The following is a 16268-nucleotide window of genomic DNA, read 5'->3' as shown; positions in this document are numbered from 1 at the left end:
GCCCTTCAGCAGGGCATCGAGTTCAGCTTGTTGCTCAGGCGTGAGATCGGCAGCTTCAACGGGCTGGCTTCTTTGTTTACGGATAAACAAGATACCGGCAGTCAAGCCAATCAACAGCAGGATCACCGGCCCCAGCCACAAAGCGTAGGTACGTCCTTCCATTCTGGGCTTATAGAGTACGAAGTCACCGTAGCGGGTGGTCATAAACTCGATAATCTGGTCGTCTGACTTGCCTTCATCCACCATCTTGTACACTTCCAAACGCAGGTCGCGGGCAACCGGCGAATTGGAGTCGATGAGATTCTGGTTCTGGCATTGTGGGCAACGCAGTTCATGTGCCAGCGACAAGGCACGCTTTTGATTGTCGGCGGACTTAAACTCATATGTGTCTACCGGCGTTGCGAGCGTCAGGGAGCTGAAACAGAGCAGTATCATCGCCAGTAGATAGTTCAGTGGCTTCATGAGGCTGCTCCTGTCGCACTGGATTGCCCGGAGGCGGCTGCTTCTGCAGCGGCCTCCTGCTGCAACTGCTTAACCATTGGATAAAGAGTTTCGTTCCACACACGCTGGTCAACAGGACCGGCAAAACGGAAGCGAATAATACCCTGGTGATCGACCAGGAAGGTTTCAGGTGCACCGTAAACACCCAGGTCCAATCCCAGACGGCCATCTTTGTCAAAGATGTTCAACACATAGGGGTCGCCCTGATGGCGAAGCTCACGTATGGCTTCTGCACGCTCATCGCGATAATTGATGCCATAAATCGGCACCAGCTTCTGGCGAGTCAGTGTCATCAGGAACGGGTGCTCGTACTTACAGGATGGACACCAGGTTGCCCACACATTCAGCAGTGACACCTGACCTTTAAGGTCTTCCTGGGTAATCATTTCACCGGGTGTTTCCAGTTTTTCCAACTGGAAAGCCGGAATTGGCTTACCTTCGAGTGCCGAGTCCAGTTTCTGAGGATTCAGGAATAAGCCCTTGTAGAGGAATATCCCCATCCCCAGAAACAGTGCCAATGGAATGAATAAGACCAGCTTCTTCATCTTTTCTCCAATTTTCAGGCTGTAGCCAGGTTACCTTTGGCCGCTTCTTTCTCTTTATCGGATACCGTTGTCTTAACACGATAACGCTTATCCGAGGCCGCGAAGAAGCCACCCACCATCATGAAAATACCGCCGAACCATAACCAACGCACAAACGGCTTATAGTTCAGACGCACAGCGTATTCAGTCGCGCTGATAGGATCACCCATGGTGACATACAAGTCGCGGAACAGACCCCAGTCGATACCGGCCTCGGTCATGTCCATGGTGCGCACATTGTACTGACGGCGGTCTGGTTTGAGCAGTGTCAGGAACTTATCACCTTTATACACCTCAATCTGACCTTGCTGTGCTGTGTAGTTGGGGCCAACTACGTTTTTGGTCTCGGTAAACTTGAAGGTATAACCGGCAAGCTCATGGCTGATACCCGGTCCCATACGTACGCTCTTCTCGATGGAGTAGTTGGACACCATGGTGCCACCCACTACCGAGACCGCGATACCCAGGTGCGCGATTATCATGCCCAACTGACTGCGCCCCATACGAGCAAGACTCAGACCTTCGTTAGTCTTGATGATGTTATAACCGGCACGCAGCGACGCCAGGGTAATCCACACAGCAGCGGCAATACCCAACGCAACCCAGGCGTTAAAAGCACCGCCGACAACGAAAGGCACAGCAATGCCCACCACGGCAGATATGATAGCCGGGATCATCAGCTGACGTTTTACTTCACCTTCTTTGGCCTTCTTCCAACGGATGATGGGGCCAATACCCATGAAGACGAACATGACAAGAATGATGGGAACGAACACGGCGTTGAAGTATGGTGGGCCAACAGAAATCTTACCCATACCCAGCGCATCAATCAGCAGCGGGTACAGGGTGCCCAGCAACACTGTACCGCAGGCCACGGTCAGCATGAGGTTACATACCAGCAGCATGGTTTCTTTTGACCACAGCTCAAACTTTGCCGGGCTGTTCATATCGCTGGCACGGAATGCAAACAGGGTAAGCGAACCACCAATGGCAAGACCGAGGAGCAGCAAGATAAACATGCCGCGGCTTGGGTCGGCAGCAAAGGAGTGCACCGAGGTCAGTACGCCGGAACGTACGATGAAAGTACCGAGCAAACTCAGGGAGAAAGCAAAGATAGACAACAGTACCGTCCAGTTACGGAAGGTGCCGCGCTTCTCGGTTACAATCAGCGAATGCACCAGAGCTGTACCAATCAGCCATGGCATAAAGGAGGCGTTCTCTACCGGATCCCAGAACCACCAGCCACCCCAGCCAAGCTCATAGTAAGCCCACCAGGAACCCAGCGCGATACCACCGGTCAGGAAAATCCACGCCGCCAGCGTCCACGGACGGCTCCAGCGGGCCCAGGCTGAGTCGAGACGACCACTGAGCAACGCTGCAATCGCAAACGCAAAGCTGACCGAGAAGCCCACATAACCCAGGTACAGCATAGGTGGGTGGAAGATAAGACCTACGTCCTGCAGCATGGGGTTAAGGTCACGACCTTCCATTGGTGTCGGGAACAGGCGCTCGAACGGGCTCGAGGTCAGCAGCATGAACAGAGTAAAGCCCACGGTAATCATACCGAGCACCGCCAGTACCCGGGCGGTAAAGACCTCTTCCAATCCCTTACTGAATTTGGCTACTGCAGCGGCCCATACTGAAAGGGAAAACACCCAAAACAGCAGGGAGCCTTCGTGACCACCCCAAACGGCAGCTATCTTGAAGAAGCTGGGCAACTGTGAGTTGGAATGGTGTGCCACGTAAGCGACTGAGAAATCATCGACTGCGAAGCTGTACGCCAGCGTCACAACAGACAGTGCAATGAACAGAAACATACCGTAGGCCAATGGCCAGGCGTAGCGCACGAGATACTGATCTTTGCGCGCGACTCCAATGAGCGGCACGCAGCTGAGCAGTATGGCAAATGCCAGTCCTGTTATCAGCGCAAAGTGTCCAAGTTCCGGGATCATGGGTACTCCTCAGTCTTATTAGTCCGGGTCGACAGCCTTACAACTACTATCGACCCACAACATGAATCACACATTAGTTTTTGCGAATTTGCGCCATTTTAGTAGTTGCTATAGTTCCTGTCTGCCACTTTCGCGCAAATCTGGGTGGCCAGTCTCATTCTTATGCCATAGGCGAAATTTGCACCCAACCACCCTTGGGCGAACATTCTGACCCCATTATTGCCAATTGGTTGCAGTTAAATCAGCTTTCTGTGAACCAGTGCCCAACTCTGGCGTTTCGGCTCGGGGCTTAAGCTTATATTACTGTTCAATGAATATGCTTATCGTATAATCTCACCCGCAAACCCGGCGGTATCGCCATTCAAGGCAACCAAGGTAATATAAGATAATGACCACATTCTGGATTTTGATTGCATTTGTTGTGCTGATCGGCCTTATGCTGATCTGGGTGCCCCACTTCCGGCAGCAGCGTCTGCTACAGGCAGAAGAAGCTGGTGTGCGAAAGCAAACCAACCTCGAACTCTTTAACGAACGTTTAGCGATTCTGGAAAAAGAACTGGCCGAAGGTCTGTTGGATAATCAGGAATTCGAAGCGCTGAAAAAAGAACTCGAGATTAGCCTGCTGCAGGACATCAAGCAGGGCAATGACGAGTCTCTGGTTAACACTGTAAAGCCCAAAGGCCTGCTCTGGCCTGTGGTCATGTCAGTGACTATCCTGGGTATTTCCGGATACATGTATCAGCACCTCGGCCAGTATGAAAACGTGGCCAACCCTCCCCGTGCCGCCAATCCACATGAAGGTATGACCGCCGAACAGATCATGTCCCAGCGGGTACAGATGATGGAAATGGCCGTACAAGCCGAACCTGACAACAGCCAAGCCTGGTTTAACCTGGGCCACGCCTATATTTCTGCCAACCGTTTTGATGAAGCCGTCAACGCCTTTGATAAGGTGATGGCGCTGGTAGGTACCCATGCTGAATTACTGGGTCCCAAAGCCACAGCCCTTTACTACAAGAATAATCAACAGATGTCGGCCGAGATCCAGGCGTTGATAGACCAGTCTTTGTCACTGGATCCGCAGGATCCCTCAACGCTGCTGTTGGTGGGCATGGATTCATTCTTTACCGCAAACTATCAAAAAGCTATCGACGCATGGCAGAGCATTCTGGCTACCGAGCGCACCGATATCGATAGAACCGCGCTGATGAACGCTATCGAAACCGCACGGATGAAGATGGCCGCCGAATCCGGTGAGATGCCCCAGGACAGCGTACATCAGCCAATTGCCAAGGCAGAACAAACGGTAACAGTGCAAATTTCCGTATCACCTGAGCTTGCTGCCAATGTCAGCGATTCAGATATGCTGTTTATCTTTGCCCGTGCGACTGAAGGCCCAAAAGTCCCTCTGGCCGCGACCAAGATCAGCGCCAAGGCGTTGCCAGCCACAGTGACCCTGGATGACAGCACCAATATGGGCGGAGACGTGAAACTCAGCAGCGCCAAGCAAGTTGAGATCATTGCGGTACTGTCAAAGCACGGCAGTGTGAAACCACAGTCGGGTGACCTCAAAGGCAGCCTCAACGAAGTCGCGGTTGGCGGTGAGTCTGTGAATCTGGTACTGGATACCCTGGTGCAATAAGCCCTGACAACAAGTTCGCGCAACACTCTCAGGAAAGCCGGCTATCAGTCGGCTTTTTTGTTTGCCGGGTGATGGCTGCGGCATGGAGCGCATTGCAAATACGGGCTGTAAATTCCGGGCAATAAAAAACCGGCCTGAGGGCCGGTTTTTCAAACTACATTCCAATTACTTGGACATGAACTCAATGGCGTTCTTGTAGTCTTCGTCGGTACAGTCAGTGCACATACCGCCTGGAGGCATGGCGTTCAGGCCTGCTTTAACGCTGGCAACCAGAGCGTCAATACCTTTGGCCATACGAGGTTCCCACTGGGCAGCATCGTGTGCCTTAGGGGCACCGGCTACGCCCATGCTGTGACATACCTGGCAAGCCTTGTTGTATACAGCTTCACCTTCTTGGGCAGATACGCTGGCAGCCATAGTCAGAGCAGCTACTGCAGTCATTGCTAACAGTTTTTTCATGTTCAATGTTCCTAATGCAAATACTTACATGCTCAACGCTGCCCTCGAAGGCAGACTGGTTTTAGCGAGCTAAGGGTACTACAAACTTCAAAAGATCTCACCTTTTTGTGAGTTCTCTCCCAGCTTGTTTTAGAGGATGAGATTTACACCACAAAATCGGCAATATATTAGCAAATATTAAAAAAGTTCCGGCATCATTACACTTATTGGAACTGCATCAAATTGCTGATACTTAGTCCACTTCATCGGTAAACCCTGGATTTCAAGTATGTTAGTATCAGCACAGGATTACGCGGTATTAGAGGTCTCAGTGACACTACCAACAATAACAGCCCACTCACTGGTATCTGCCGAGAAGCTGACCTGCATTCGTGAAGAAAGGATCCTCTTCGACGAATTGAGTTTCAGCGTAAACGAAGGCGATATCATTCAAATCGAAGGTCCCAATGGCGCAGGTAAAACCAGCCTGCTCCGTATCCTTGCCGGACTATCCCGCCCTTACGCCGGCAGCGTGTTTTACCGCAATGAAGATATTGGCCGTTGCCGTGATGAATTTAATGAAGACCTCCTTTATTTGGGTCATTTGGCCGGCGTCAAAAGTGAGTTGACCGCCGAAGAGAACCTTAACTTCAATTTAAGGCTCAGTGGCTATGATGATTTCGATACTGGCGAGATCCTCGCCAAGGTCAACCTTAAAGGATTTGAAGAAGCGCTGGCCGGACATCTGTCTGCCGGCCAACACAGGCGCACGGCACTGGCAAGGCTTTGGCACAACAACTGTAAAGTCTGGATCCTCGATGAACCCTTTACTGCCATCGATAAGCGCGGTGTAGCAGAGTTGGAACAACTGTTTCTCAAGCATGCCGACAATGGCGGCTGTGTGATCCTGACCACTCACCAGGATATGGGTCTCATCAAGGATGAGCGGCTTCGCAAACTCAAACTTGAGTACAGGTTCATATAAGGTTGGCGTGCATGAAAAGAGGCATTAGTTATACCCAGGCATTTGGCACTGTACTCAAACGGGATTTAAAGATTGCCATCCGCCACCGCGGAGACATTTTTAATCCTCTGCTGTTTTTTGTGATGGTAGTAACCCTGTTCCCGCTGGGCATAGGACCCGAACCACAGGTTCTTACCCGCATTGCTCCGGGAATTATATGGGTAGCGGCCCTGTTGGCTTCAATGTTATCGCTTGAGCGTTTATTCAAAGCCGATTTCAGTGACGGCTCCCTCGAGCAAATGTTGCTTAGCCCACAGCCGCTCTATCTGACGGTACTGGCAAAAGTGCTGGCTCATTGGCTACTTACCGGTGTGCCGCTGATTTTGGTTTCCCCCTTACTGGCGGTACTGCTTCACCTTGAGGACAACAGCTACGGTGCGCTGATGTCCACACTGGCACTGGGTACGCCGGTGCTGAGTCTGCTGGGTGCCATTGGTGTGGCACTAACGGTGGGATTGCGTAAAGGCGGTGTATTGCTGAGCCTGCTAATCCTGCCGCTCTATATTCCGGTACTGATTTTTGCGACCAGTGCCATTGATGCAGCGGGAATGAATTTACCCTACGATGGCCAGCTCGCTATAATAGGTGCCATGCTGGTTGGGTCTTTAACACTGGCGCCATTTGCCATAGGCGCCTCTTTAAGAGTGAGTACTAACTAATATGTGGAAGTGGTTACATCCTTACGCCGATCCCGAGCGTGCCTACAAGTTATCAGACAAACTCTTGCCCTGGTTTGCCTTCCTGGCGTTAGCCTTTATCGCCACGGGCACCATATGGGGACTGCTGTTTGCTCCGACTGACTATCAACAGGGCGACAGCTATCGCATCATCTTCATTCACGTACCCGCGGCATCGATGTCGATGGCTGCATATATGGGCATGGCCACCTCAGCCTTTATTGGTCTGGTATGGCAAATCAAGGCAGCCGATTGGACGGCTGCGGCCATAGCACCTATCGGTGCCGTGGTAACCTTCATCGCCCTCTTTACCGGCGCCACCTGGGGCAAACCCATGTGGGGCACCTGGTGGGTGTGGGATGCTCGCCTGACATCAGAACTGGTATTGCTGTTCCTGTATCTGGGTGTGATAGCGCTATACGCTTCTTTCGAAGACAAGGTACTGGCGGCACGCGCGGCAGGTATTCTGGCGATTGTGGGCGTGATTAACATCCCCATCATCAAGTATTCAGTGGAATGGTGGAGTTCTCTGCACCAGCCTTCCACCATCCGCATCACCGAAAAGTCCACCATGTCTTCCGACATGCTGTATCCACTGCTCATCAATATCGTTGGCTTTGGTCTGATGATCGGTGCTTTGACCCTGGTTCGATTCAAGGCCGAAATCCTGGCGCGCAATGCCATGCGTCCCTGGGTGCGTGAGATGGCCCTGGCTCAAGGAGCTAAATAATGCAATTTGATTCCTTTGCAGACTTTATCAACATGGGGGGCTACGCCTTCTATGTGTGGCTGGCCTATGGTGTTACCTTCACCAGCCTTTTAACCCTCATCGTTCTTAGCACGCGCCAAAAAGGCAAGGTACTCACGGAAATCGCTAAGAAAATCGCGCGGGAAGAGCGCCTTAAAGAAAGCCGGAGCAACAAAGCATGAACCCAAGACGTAAGAAAAGACTTGCACTTGCAGTAGGTTTGATTGGTGGTGTGGCCGCTGTGGCGTCTTTATTGCTGTATGCACTGAACACCAACCTGAATCTGTTCTATACCCCAACTGAAATCGTTCAAGGCAAGGCCGATACGGGCATCAAGCCTGAAGTCGGCCAGCGCATCCGTGTCGGTGGCATGGTGACCGTGGGTTCCATGATTCGCGATCCCAACAGTCTACATGTGGAATTCGCTGTACATGATGCCGGCGGTGGCGAAGTGATAGTGACCTATGATGACTTATTGCCGGATCTGTTCCGTGAAGGTCAGGGTATCGTCGCTCAGGGTGTTCTGACCGAAGATGGTAAGCTGCAGGCCAGTGAAGTGCTCGCCAAACATGACGAGAACTACATGCCACCAGAAGTGGCTGAGGCCATGGGCAAAAACCATGAAAAGCTGGAGTACACCGAGACTCAGAAAGGCGGTTCCCGCTAATCCCTCGAGGGCCTCCAATCGGAGGCTTTCTTTTTATTGGCGAGACTATACTTGGATAAGTCATTCACGGAGATGACGCCATGTCTCGCTTCCTCTTGTTGTTATGCAGTTTCTTACTCTTCCCGGCGTTCGCCGCCAAAATTGCCATCCTTGAAAGCTACCACGCCGAATATGCCTGGGATCATCAATACGTTCAGGGCATTAAAGATGTCTTAATTGCCCATCAGCTTACGCGCTTCCAACTGGACACCAAACGCATCCAACCCCAGGACCATGAGAAAGCCGCTGACAGGGTGTGGAATGAGCTGGCGTCCTATGACCCTGACCTCGTATTGGTTGGTGACGATAACGCCTTCAGATTACTCTCAACGCGTTTAAGCAGCCTGCATGTTCCCGTGGTGTTCCTTGGTCTTAACGGTATTCCACGTGACTATGAACTTGAACGGTTCAGTGCGATCACTGGCGTGTTCGAAAGACCTCTGTTGAAACGTTCTGTGTTGTTTTTAAGCACATTGCTCCGAAGGGAGGCGCCTAACATTCTGGTACTGTTTGATGCTTCAACCACAGCGACAGTATCCCACTACCACCTGAGTCGGATGGAGCCATCCACAAAGATGGGCAATATTCATATCGACATTCACCTGGATAACCGAAGCGACACATGGCGAGAAAAGGTGAGCAGCGCAAAAGATAAAGGCTACGATGCCATTATTGTGGGACTCTACCATACCCTCATGGAAATCGACGGAAGCTACACCGAACCCGACGAGATGCTGGCTTGGATCCATGACCACGCATCTGTACCCCACTTTGGTTTTTGGGACTTTTCCATTGGTCCCCAAGGCAATATCGGCGGCTACGTGTTAGATGCCTATACCCATGGCCAAACGGCGGCGAGCATGGCGGAGCGAATTCTGAATGGGATACCGGCATCAAGCATTTATCCGGTGATAGATGACAGTGGCCGATTTGTGTTCAGCCGCAGCGGATTGCAAAAATGGCAACTCAAAGTGCCTGAGAAGCTTGATGGGAAAATTGATTGGGTAGACTAAATTACAGGCATAAAAAACCGGACCCTAAGGTCCGGTTTTTCTGGTAACGCTCAATTACTCAGCGGCTTCAACATCAACAGCTTGAGCAGCTTCTGGGCGACCAACCAGCTCGATGTAAGCCATAGGGGCTTTATCACCGGCACGCAGACCGCACTTCAGAATACGGGTGTAACCACCAGGACGCTCCTGGTAACGTGGACCCAATTCGTTGAACAGTTTACCAACGACTTCTTGATCGCGGGTGCGAGCAAATGCCAAACGGCGATTTGCAACGCTATCACTCTTAGCGAGTGTAATCAGGGGCTCAACTACGCGACGCAGTTCTTTCGCCTTCACAACGGTAGTCTTGATGATCTCGTGACGTACCAGTGAAGAAGCCATGTTGCGGAACATAGCCTGACGGTGGCTGCTGTTGCGGTTAAGTTGACGACCACTCTTACGATGGCGCATGACCTAATCCTTATAAACTATCTCTGTACCAATCCGGTTTTACAGGTCGTCTGCCAAGCTGGCTGGAGGCCAGTTTTCCAGACGCATACCCAACGACAAACCACGAGATGCCAACACGTCCTTGATCTCGGTAAGAGATTTCTTACCCAGGTTAGGCGTTTTCAGCAGCTCAACTTCTGTGCGTTGAACCAGATCACCGATGTAATGAATCGCTTCGGCCTTCAAGCAGTTGGCCGAACGTACAGTAAGCTCTAAATCGTCGACAGGACGCAGCAGGATTGGATCGAACTCTGGCTTCTCTTCCTTCTGCTCTGGAACAGACACATCGCGCAGTTCTACAAACGCATCCAGCTGTTCAGCCAGAATAGTTGCAGAACGACGGATAGCCTCTTCGGGATCGATAGTACCGTTAGTGGTCATATCGATTACCAGCTTATCCAGGTCAGTACGCTGCTCAACACGGGCCGCTTCTACGTTGTAGGCAATACGGGCAACCGGTGAGAAAGAAGCGTCAACCAGCAAACGGCCGATTGGGCGATCGTCGTCTTCGTTCTGTGCACGGGCAGAAGCCGGCACATAACCACGACCACGCTCAACGCGGATACGCATGCTGATGTCATGGTTACCGGTCAGGTGACAGATAACATGATCAGGGTTGGCGATAGTAACATCACCATCATGGGTGATGTCTGCTGCAGTAACAGGGCCTGCGCCGGACTTACTCAGAGTGAGCATAGCCTCGTCTTTGCCCTCAAGAATCACTGCCAAACCTTTCAGGTTCAACAAGATCTCGAGGATGTCTTCCTGAACGCCTTCCTTGCTGCTGTATTCGTGCAGTACACCGTCGATTTCAACTTCGGTGACCGCGCAGCCAGGCATGGACGACAGAAGGATGCGACGCAACGCGTTACCTAAAGTGTGACCGAAACCACGCTCAAGCGGCTCCAGAGTAACTTTGGCACGAGTTGGGCTAACCTGCTCGATGTCCACGAGACGCGGTTTAAGAAATTCTGTAACAGAACCCTGCATTGTGTCCTCTCTTGTTTGTTAGCCTTACTTAGAGTAAAGCTCGACGATCAGCTGTTCGTTAATATCCGCAGACAAATCGCTACGCTCTGGCAGACGCTTGAAAGCACCTTCCATCTTAGCGGCGTCTACTTCAACCCAAGTAGGCTTCTCACGCTGGGCAGCCACTTCCAAAGCCGCTTTGATACGGGCTTGAGTGCGTGACTTCTCACGGATGCTTACTACATCATTCGCAGACACTTTGAATGAAGGGATGTTAACAACACGACCGTTTACCATAACAGACTTATGGCTAACCAGCTGACGTGCTTCGGCACGAGTTGAACCAAAGCCCATACGATAAACTACGTTATCCAGACGGGTTTCCAAAAGTTGCAACAGGTTCTCACCGGTGTTGCCTTTCAGACGTGCAGCTTCCTTATAGTAGTTACGGAATTGCTTTTCCAGCACACCGTAAATACGACGAACTTTTTGCTTCTCACGCAGCTGAGTACCGTATTCAGACAGACGTGGCTTGCGCGCACCGTGCTGACCTGGAGCGGTTTCCAGCTTACACTTCGAATCAATTGCTCTCACACCGCTTTTCAGGAAAAGGTCAGTACCTTCCCGGCGGCTGAGCTTGAGCTTGGGACCCAAGTATCTTGCCATGTTCTTTCTCCAACTATCCTAACTAACGGCGTTACACGCGGCGTTTCTTAGGAGGGCGACAACCGTTGTGTGGGATCGGTGTCACGTCAGTGATGTTGGTGATTTTATAACCAACAGCGTTCAGCGCACGAATGGCTGATTCACGACCTGGACCTGGACCCTTCACAAACACTTCAAGGTTCTTCAGACCGTAGTCCTGAGCGGCAACACCTGCGCGCTCTGCTGCTACCTGAGCTGCGAACGGAGTAGACTTACGTGAACCACGGAAGCCTGAACCACCTGCAGTAGCCCAAGAAAGAGCGTTACCTTGACGATCGGTGATAGTCACGATTGTGTTATTGAAAGATGCATGGATGTGAGCCATGCCATCGGCAACCTGTTTACGTACGCGCTTGCGCGGAGAACGTGATGGAACTTTAGCCATTTCTCACCTTCCCGTTACTTCTTGATAGGTTTACGTGGACCTTTGCGAGTACGCGCATTGGTCTTGGTACGTTGCCCACGCAGGGGCAGGCTGCGACGATGACGGAGGCCACGATAACAACCAAGGTCCATCAGACGCTTGATGTTCATGGAAACCTCACGACGCAAGTCACCTTCTACTGTGTATTTGGCAACTTCTTCGCGCAGGGTATCGATTTGAGCTTCGCTCAATTCCTTGATCTTGGCATCTTCAGCAATGGCAGTAGCGGCGCAAATGGCTTTTGCGCGAGTACGACCGATACCGTAGATTGCAGTCAAAGCGATGACTGCGTGCTTATGATCAGGAATGTTAATGCCAGCTATACGGGCCACTATGCACTCCTTAAGTTAAAGGCCACCTGTGAAAAGCCCGAAAGGATACTCGACAGGTGACAGTTTTGCAAACATTTTTTGGCCAGCCCTGTTACCAGGGACTGGCCAGATTTTTTAGCCTTGACGCTGTTTGTGTTTTGGTTCAACACAGATAACGCGTACAACGCCGCTACGCTTGATGATCTTGCAGTTACGGCAGATCTTCTTCACGGAAGCTCGAACTTTCATTTCACAACTCCGTAAACTAACTTATCGGCCAAAGCGATCAAGATTCGCTTTGTTGATAAGGTTAGCTTTCTTCATTACAGACTCATACTGATGGGACATCATATGGGTCTGAACCTGAGCCATGAAGTCCATGATCACTACCACCATAATCAACAGGGAAGTACCGCCAAAATAGAACTGTACTTTCCAGGCGATGAGCATGAACTCCGGAATCAAACAGATAAAGGTAATGTATAACGCGCCTGCCAGAGTCAGTCGGGTCATCACTTTATCAATGTAACGCGAGGTCTGTTCGCCAGGACGGATCCCGGGAATGAACGCACCACTCTTCTTCAGATTGTCTGCTGTCTCACGTGGGTTAAACACCAGCGCGGTATAGAAGAAGCAGAAGAAGATAATTGCTGCTGCATAAAGCAGTGAGTACAGCGGCTGCCCGGGACTTACGGCCAACGAAATATCGCTGAGCCAAGACAGGGCTTCATTCTGACCGAACCACTGAGCCAGGGTTCCGGGGAACAGAATGATGCTGGACGCAAAGATTGGGGGGATTACGCCCGCCATGTTCACCTTCAGCGGCAAGTGAGTGGATTGGGCAGCAAAGATTTTGTTCCCTTGCTGACGCTTCGCGTAGTTCACAACGATACGACGCTGGCCACGCTCCACAAACACCACGAAATAGGTGACGGCGAATACTATCACGCCAATCAACAACAATACCAATACGTTCAAATCACCTTGACGCGCCTGTTCGGCCGTTTGGCCGATAGCTGATGGCAGGCCGGCCACGATACCTGCGAAAATCAGGATCGAAATACCGTTACCAATGCCACGCTCGGTAATCTGTTCACCCAGCCACATCAGGAACATAGTTCCGGTGACCAAGCTAACGATCGCAACGAAATAGAATCCAAAACCTGGATTCACTACCAGACCTGGTACCAGGTTTGGCAGACCGGTTGCGATACCGATCGACTGGAATGTACCCAACACCAGGGTACCCCAACGGGTATACTGACTGATTTTGCGACGTCCAGACTCACCTTCCTTTTTCAGTTCGGCAAGTGCGGGGTGCACTACAGTCAATAACTGCATGATGATCGATGCCGAGATGTACGGCATGATGCCCAATGCGAATATTGAGGCACGCTCAAGGGCGCCACCCGAGAACATGTTAAACATGCCCAGGATGGTTCCCTTCTGTTGAGCAAACAGCTCTGCTAATACAGCTGCGTCAATACCAGGAATTGGTACAAATGAACCGGCACGAAACACGATAATTGCACCAATCACGAACAGGAGACGGGCTTTCAGTTCTGACAGACCGCCCTTCGCGCTTTTTAAATCAAGTCCTGGTTTTGCCATCGACGTATTATTCCTCGATCTTTCCGCCAGCAGCTTCAATAGCTGCGCGTGCACCTTTGGTAACCTTCAGACCTTTTACGGTCACTGGGCGCTCAATGGTACCTGAAAGAACGACTTTCGCAAACTGGATGTTGCGAGTTACTACGTTCGCATCTTTCAGTGCGTTCAGGTCGATAACATCACCGTTAACTTTTGCCAGCTCGCCGAGGCGAACTTCAGCAGTTACCATAGAAACACGAGAGGTAAAGCCGAACTTAGGCAGACGGATCTTCAGTGGCATTTGACCACCCTCGAAGCCTGGGCGTACACCGCCGCCGCTACGAGATTTTTGACCCTTGTGACCGCGACCAGCGGTCTTGCCCAAGCCAGAACCAATACCACGGCCTACACGCTTAGGAGCAGACTTCGCGCCTACGGCAGGAGAAAGTGTGTTCAGACGCATAATCAGTCCTCCACCTTAACCATGTAGTAGACCTTATTGATCATACCGCGAACAGCTGGAGTATCTTCCAGTTCAACGGTGTGACCAATGCGACGCAGACCCAGGCCAGTCAGAGTGGCCTTGTGCTTTGGCAAACGGCCAATGGCACTTTTGGTCTGAGTTACTTTGATAGTTTTAGCCATGATGCATTACCCCCGAATTTCTTCGACGCTCAGACCACGCTTGGCAGCAACCTGCGCTGGTGACTTCATGTGCGTCAGAGCATCAACAGTCGCGCGAACGATGTTGATCGGGTTAGTGGAACCGTAGGCTTTAGACAGTACGTTGTGAACGCCTGCTACTTCCAATACGGCGCGCATCGCACCACCGGCAATAATACCGGTACCCTGAGACGCAGGCTGCATGTAAACACGCGAACCAGTGTGACGTCCCTTAACGGGGTGGTGCAGAGTGCCTGCGTTCAGTTCTACAGTCACCATGTTACGGCGAGCCTTTTCCATTGCCTTTTGAATGGCAGCTGGAACTTCACGGGCCTTACCGTAGCCGTAGCCAACACGACCGTTACCATCACCCACTACAGTCAATGCAGTGAAGCTGAAGATACGACCGCCCTTAACTACTTTAGAAACACGGTTTACTGCAATCAGTTTCTCTTGCAGATCGTCTTTCTGCTGCTGAGCTTCTACTTTAGCCATTGTAATAAACCCCTTAGAACTGGAGGCCAGCTTCACGAGCGGCGTCTGCCAGGGCAGCAACACGACCGTGATACTTGAAGCCAGAACGATCGAACGCAACTACAGTTACGCCCTTCTCGACGGCGCGCTCGGCGATGGCTTTACCCACGGCCTTGGCGGCATCCACGTTACCGGTAGACTTCAGAGCTTCCTTGATTGATTTCTCAACAGTAGAAGCCGCTGCAACAACCTGAGCTTCAGGATTGATCACCTGAGCGTAGATGTGACGGGGGGTACGATGTACCACCAAACGGTGCACGCCCAGCTCTTGGATCTTCTTGCGAGCGCGGGTAGCGCGGCGCAAGCGAGATGATTTCTTATCCATAGCGTTACCTTACTTCTTCTTAGCCTCTTTACGGCGTACTTCTTCGTTAGCGTAGCGAACACCCTTGCCCTTGTAAGGCTCTGGTGGACGATAGCCACGAATCTCAGCAGCCACTTGACCAACCAGTTCTTTGTCGATAGAACGCAGAACAATTTCGGTTTGGCTTGGGCATTCCGCAGTAACGCCAGCAGGCAGTTTGTGTACCAGTGGGTGAGAGAAACCCAGAGACAGGTCGACGTCGCTACCGGCCACTTTGGCACGATAACCTACACCAACCAGCTGCAGCTTCTTCTCAAAACCCTGAGATACACCCACAACCATGTTGTTGATAAGGGCGCGGGCAGTACCAGCTTGAGCCCAGGCGTTAACAACGCCTTCAACTGGGGCAAACTTGATAGCGCCATCTTCAACAGTCACTGCAACAGCGCTGTTGATTACGCGAGTCAGAGTACCTTTGCCGCCTTTAACGGTGATTTCCTGACCATTTAAGGTCACCTCTACGCCGGCAGGAATAGATACAGGTGCTTTTGCTACACGAGACATTCCTAGCTCCTTATGCTACGTAGCAGATAACCTCACCACCCATGCCAGCGAGGCGGGCGGCACGATCAGTCATCAGGCCTTTAGAAGTGGAAACGATTGCGATACCCAGGCCACCCATCACTTTTGGCAGTTCGTCTTTACCTTTGTAAATACGAAGACCAGGACGGCTTACGCGCTGGATAGTCTCAACGACTGGACGGCCCTGGAAGTACTTCAGAGTAACTTCCAGTTCGGCTTTATTGCCTTCAGACGCAACAGCGTAGTCGGTGATGTAACCTTCGTCTTTCAGCAGCTTAGCGATAGCTACTTTCAGTTTAGCGGAAGGCATCTTCACAGATACTTTGTTAGCAGCCTGGCCGTTACGGATACGGGTCAGCATATCCGCAATAGGATCTTGCATGCTCATATTAGCTTTCTCCGTGACAAGTGC

General features: G+C 51.5%; 24 protein-coding genes (1 of these 24 running past the window's edge). 7 read left to right on the top strand and 17 right to left on the bottom strand.

Annotation, left to right across the window (positions count from 1 at the left end; genetic code table 11):
* The 3 genes in view from nrfF to JQC75_RS01190 are tightly spaced (at most 14 nt apart) and all read right to left on the bottom strand, a layout consistent with a single transcriptional unit that may run on beyond the window.
* A protein-coding gene (gene nrfF / locus JQC75_RS01200; RefSeq protein WP_203325717.1) for a heme lyase NrfEFG subunit NrfF crosses the window boundary here: on the bottom strand, positions 1-462 show its 5' portion. Its footprint begins 45 nt before the window's first position; only the first 462 of its 507 coding nucleotides appear in the window; it begins with the start codon at positions 460-462; its stop codon lies off the left edge, out of view.
* Positions 459-1046 (bottom strand): DsbE family thiol:disulfide interchange protein, encoded by a 588-nt coding sequence (locus JQC75_RS01195; RefSeq protein ID WP_203325716.1) that lies wholly within the window; start codon positions 1044-1046, stop codon positions 459-461. Before JQC75_RS01195 ends, nrfF begins: the two co-directional genes overlap by 4 nt.
* A 14-nt stretch (positions 1047-1060) precedes the next feature.
* Positions 1061-3037, bottom strand: coding sequence for a heme lyase CcmF/NrfE family subunit (locus JQC75_RS01190; protein WP_203325715.1), 1977 nt, complete (start codon positions 3035-3037; stop codon positions 1061-1063).
* A gap of 388 nt (positions 3038-3425) precedes the next feature.
* On the opposite strand from JQC75_RS01190, the gene ccmI reads away from it, so the two are divergent.
* Positions 3426-4679, top strand: a complete 1254-nt coding sequence (gene ccmI / locus JQC75_RS01185; RefSeq protein ID WP_203325714.1) for a c-type cytochrome biogenesis protein CcmI — start codon at positions 3426-3428, stop codon at positions 4677-4679.
* A 165-nt stretch (positions 4680-4844) separates the two neighbouring features.
* Here the strand turns inward: ccmI and JQC75_RS01180 are convergent, their stop codons facing one another.
* Complete coding sequence (locus JQC75_RS01180) at positions 4845-5138, bottom strand: c-type cytochrome (RefSeq protein WP_203325713.1); 294 nt, start codon at positions 5136-5138, stop codon at positions 4845-4847.
* A gap of 268 nt (positions 5139-5406) precedes the next feature.
* Here JQC75_RS01180 and ccmA point away from each other — a divergent pair, with 268 nt between their 5' ends.
* The 6 genes from ccmA to JQC75_RS01150 all read left to right on the top strand — a co-directional run bounded on the left by ccmA (position 5407) and on the right by JQC75_RS01150 (position 9285).
* Positions 5407-6102: a cytochrome c biogenesis heme-transporting ATPase CcmA gene (ccmA, locus tag JQC75_RS01175; RefSeq protein WP_203325712.1), complete on the top strand. Its 696-nt coding sequence runs from the start codon at positions 5407-5409 to the stop codon at positions 6100-6102.
* Between the two features lie 11 nt (positions 6103-6113).
* On the top strand, positions 6114-6800 hold the full coding sequence (ccmB, locus tag JQC75_RS01170) for a heme exporter protein CcmB (RefSeq protein ID WP_203325711.1): 687 nt from the start codon (positions 6114-6116) through the stop codon (positions 6798-6800).
* 1 nt (position 6801) lies between these two features.
* Positions 6802-7548, top strand: coding sequence for a heme ABC transporter permease (locus JQC75_RS01165; protein WP_203325710.1), 747 nt, complete (start codon positions 6802-6804; stop codon positions 7546-7548).
* Positions 7548-7748: a heme exporter protein CcmD gene (ccmD, locus tag JQC75_RS01160; protein ID WP_203325709.1), complete on the top strand. Its 201-nt coding sequence runs from the start codon at positions 7548-7550 to the stop codon at positions 7746-7748. The genes JQC75_RS01165 and ccmD overlap by 1 nt, the downstream gene beginning before the upstream one ends.
* Positions 7745-8233: a cytochrome c maturation protein CcmE gene (gene ccmE, locus JQC75_RS01155; RefSeq protein ID WP_203325708.1), complete on the top strand. Its 489-nt coding sequence runs from the start codon at positions 7745-7747 to the stop codon at positions 8231-8233. The genes ccmD and ccmE overlap by 4 nt, the downstream gene beginning before the upstream one ends.
* Before the next feature lie 80 nt (positions 8234-8313).
* The gene (locus JQC75_RS01150) at positions 8314-9285 is read left to right on the top strand and encodes an ABC transporter substrate-binding protein (protein WP_203325707.1); all 972 of its coding nucleotides are present in this window, start codon (positions 8314-8316) and stop codon (positions 9283-9285) included.
* A gap of 54 nt (positions 9286-9339) precedes the next feature.
* Here the strand turns inward: JQC75_RS01150 and rplQ are convergent, their stop codons facing one another.
* The 13 genes from rplQ to rpsH all read right to left on the bottom strand — a co-directional run bounded on the left by rplQ (position 9340) and on the right by rpsH (position 16244).
* Positions 9340-9735, bottom strand: coding sequence for a 50S ribosomal protein L17 (gene rplQ / locus JQC75_RS01145; RefSeq protein ID WP_203325706.1), 396 nt, complete (start codon positions 9733-9735; stop codon positions 9340-9342).
* Positions 9736-9774: 39 nt separating this feature from the next.
* Positions 9775-10764 (bottom strand): DNA-directed RNA polymerase subunit alpha, encoded by a 990-nt coding sequence (locus JQC75_RS01140; protein WP_011758359.1) that lies wholly within the window; start codon positions 10762-10764, stop codon positions 9775-9777.
* A 24-nt stretch (positions 10765-10788) separates the two neighbouring features.
* Positions 10789-11409, bottom strand: a complete 621-nt coding sequence (gene rpsD / locus JQC75_RS01135) for a 30S ribosomal protein S4 (protein ID WP_011758358.1) — start codon at positions 11407-11409, stop codon at positions 10789-10791.
* Between the two features lie 31 nt (positions 11410-11440).
* On the bottom strand, positions 11441-11833 hold the full coding sequence (gene rpsK, locus JQC75_RS01130; RefSeq protein WP_011758357.1) for a 30S ribosomal protein S11: 393 nt from the start codon (positions 11831-11833) through the stop codon (positions 11441-11443).
* Positions 11834-11847: 14 nt separating this feature from the next.
* On the bottom strand, positions 11848-12204 hold the full coding sequence (gene rpsM, locus JQC75_RS01125) for a 30S ribosomal protein S13 (protein ID WP_011758356.1): 357 nt from the start codon (positions 12202-12204) through the stop codon (positions 11848-11850).
* Positions 12205-12318: 114 nt separating this feature from the next.
* On the bottom strand, positions 12319-12432 hold the full coding sequence (rpmJ, locus tag JQC75_RS01120) for a 50S ribosomal protein L36 (RefSeq protein ID WP_011758355.1): 114 nt from the start codon (positions 12430-12432) through the stop codon (positions 12319-12321).
* Positions 12433-12453: 21 nt separating this feature from the next.
* Positions 12454-13794, bottom strand: coding sequence for a preprotein translocase subunit SecY (gene secY, locus JQC75_RS01115; RefSeq protein ID WP_203325705.1), 1341 nt, complete (start codon positions 13792-13794; stop codon positions 12454-12456).
* Positions 13795-13801: 7 nt separating this feature from the next.
* Positions 13802-14236, bottom strand: a complete 435-nt coding sequence (gene rplO, locus JQC75_RS01110; protein ID WP_011758353.1) for a 50S ribosomal protein L15 — start codon at positions 14234-14236, stop codon at positions 13802-13804.
* 2 nt (positions 14237-14238) lie between these two features.
* On the bottom strand, positions 14239-14418 hold the full coding sequence (gene rpmD / locus JQC75_RS01105; RefSeq protein WP_011758352.1) for a 50S ribosomal protein L30: 180 nt from the start codon (positions 14416-14418) through the stop codon (positions 14239-14241).
* Positions 14419-14424: 6 nt separating this feature from the next.
* On the bottom strand, positions 14425-14931 hold the full coding sequence (gene rpsE, locus JQC75_RS01100) for a 30S ribosomal protein S5 (protein ID WP_203325704.1): 507 nt from the start codon (positions 14929-14931) through the stop codon (positions 14425-14427).
* Positions 14932-14944: 13 nt separating this feature from the next.
* Positions 14945-15295, bottom strand: coding sequence for a 50S ribosomal protein L18 (gene rplR / locus JQC75_RS01095; RefSeq protein WP_011758350.1), 351 nt, complete (start codon positions 15293-15295; stop codon positions 14945-14947).
* 9 nt (positions 15296-15304) lie between these two features.
* A complete protein-coding gene (rplF, locus tag JQC75_RS01090) occupies positions 15305-15838 on the bottom strand; it encodes a 50S ribosomal protein L6 (protein ID WP_011758349.1) in 534 nt (177 codons plus the stop codon).
* 10 nt (positions 15839-15848) lie between these two features.
* Positions 15849-16244: a 30S ribosomal protein S8 gene (gene rpsH, locus JQC75_RS01085; protein ID WP_011758348.1), complete on the bottom strand. Its 396-nt coding sequence runs from the start codon at positions 16242-16244 to the stop codon at positions 15849-15851.
* Between the last annotated feature and the right edge of the window lie 24 nt (positions 16245-16268).

Origin of the sequence: Shewanella litorisediminis, from assembly GCF_016834455.1 — a bacterium.
GTDB classification, from domain to species: Bacteria; Pseudomonadota; Gammaproteobacteria; order Enterobacterales; family Shewanellaceae; genus Shewanella; species Shewanella litorisediminis.
This window is presented reverse-complemented; position numbering and strand designations above follow the sequence as displayed.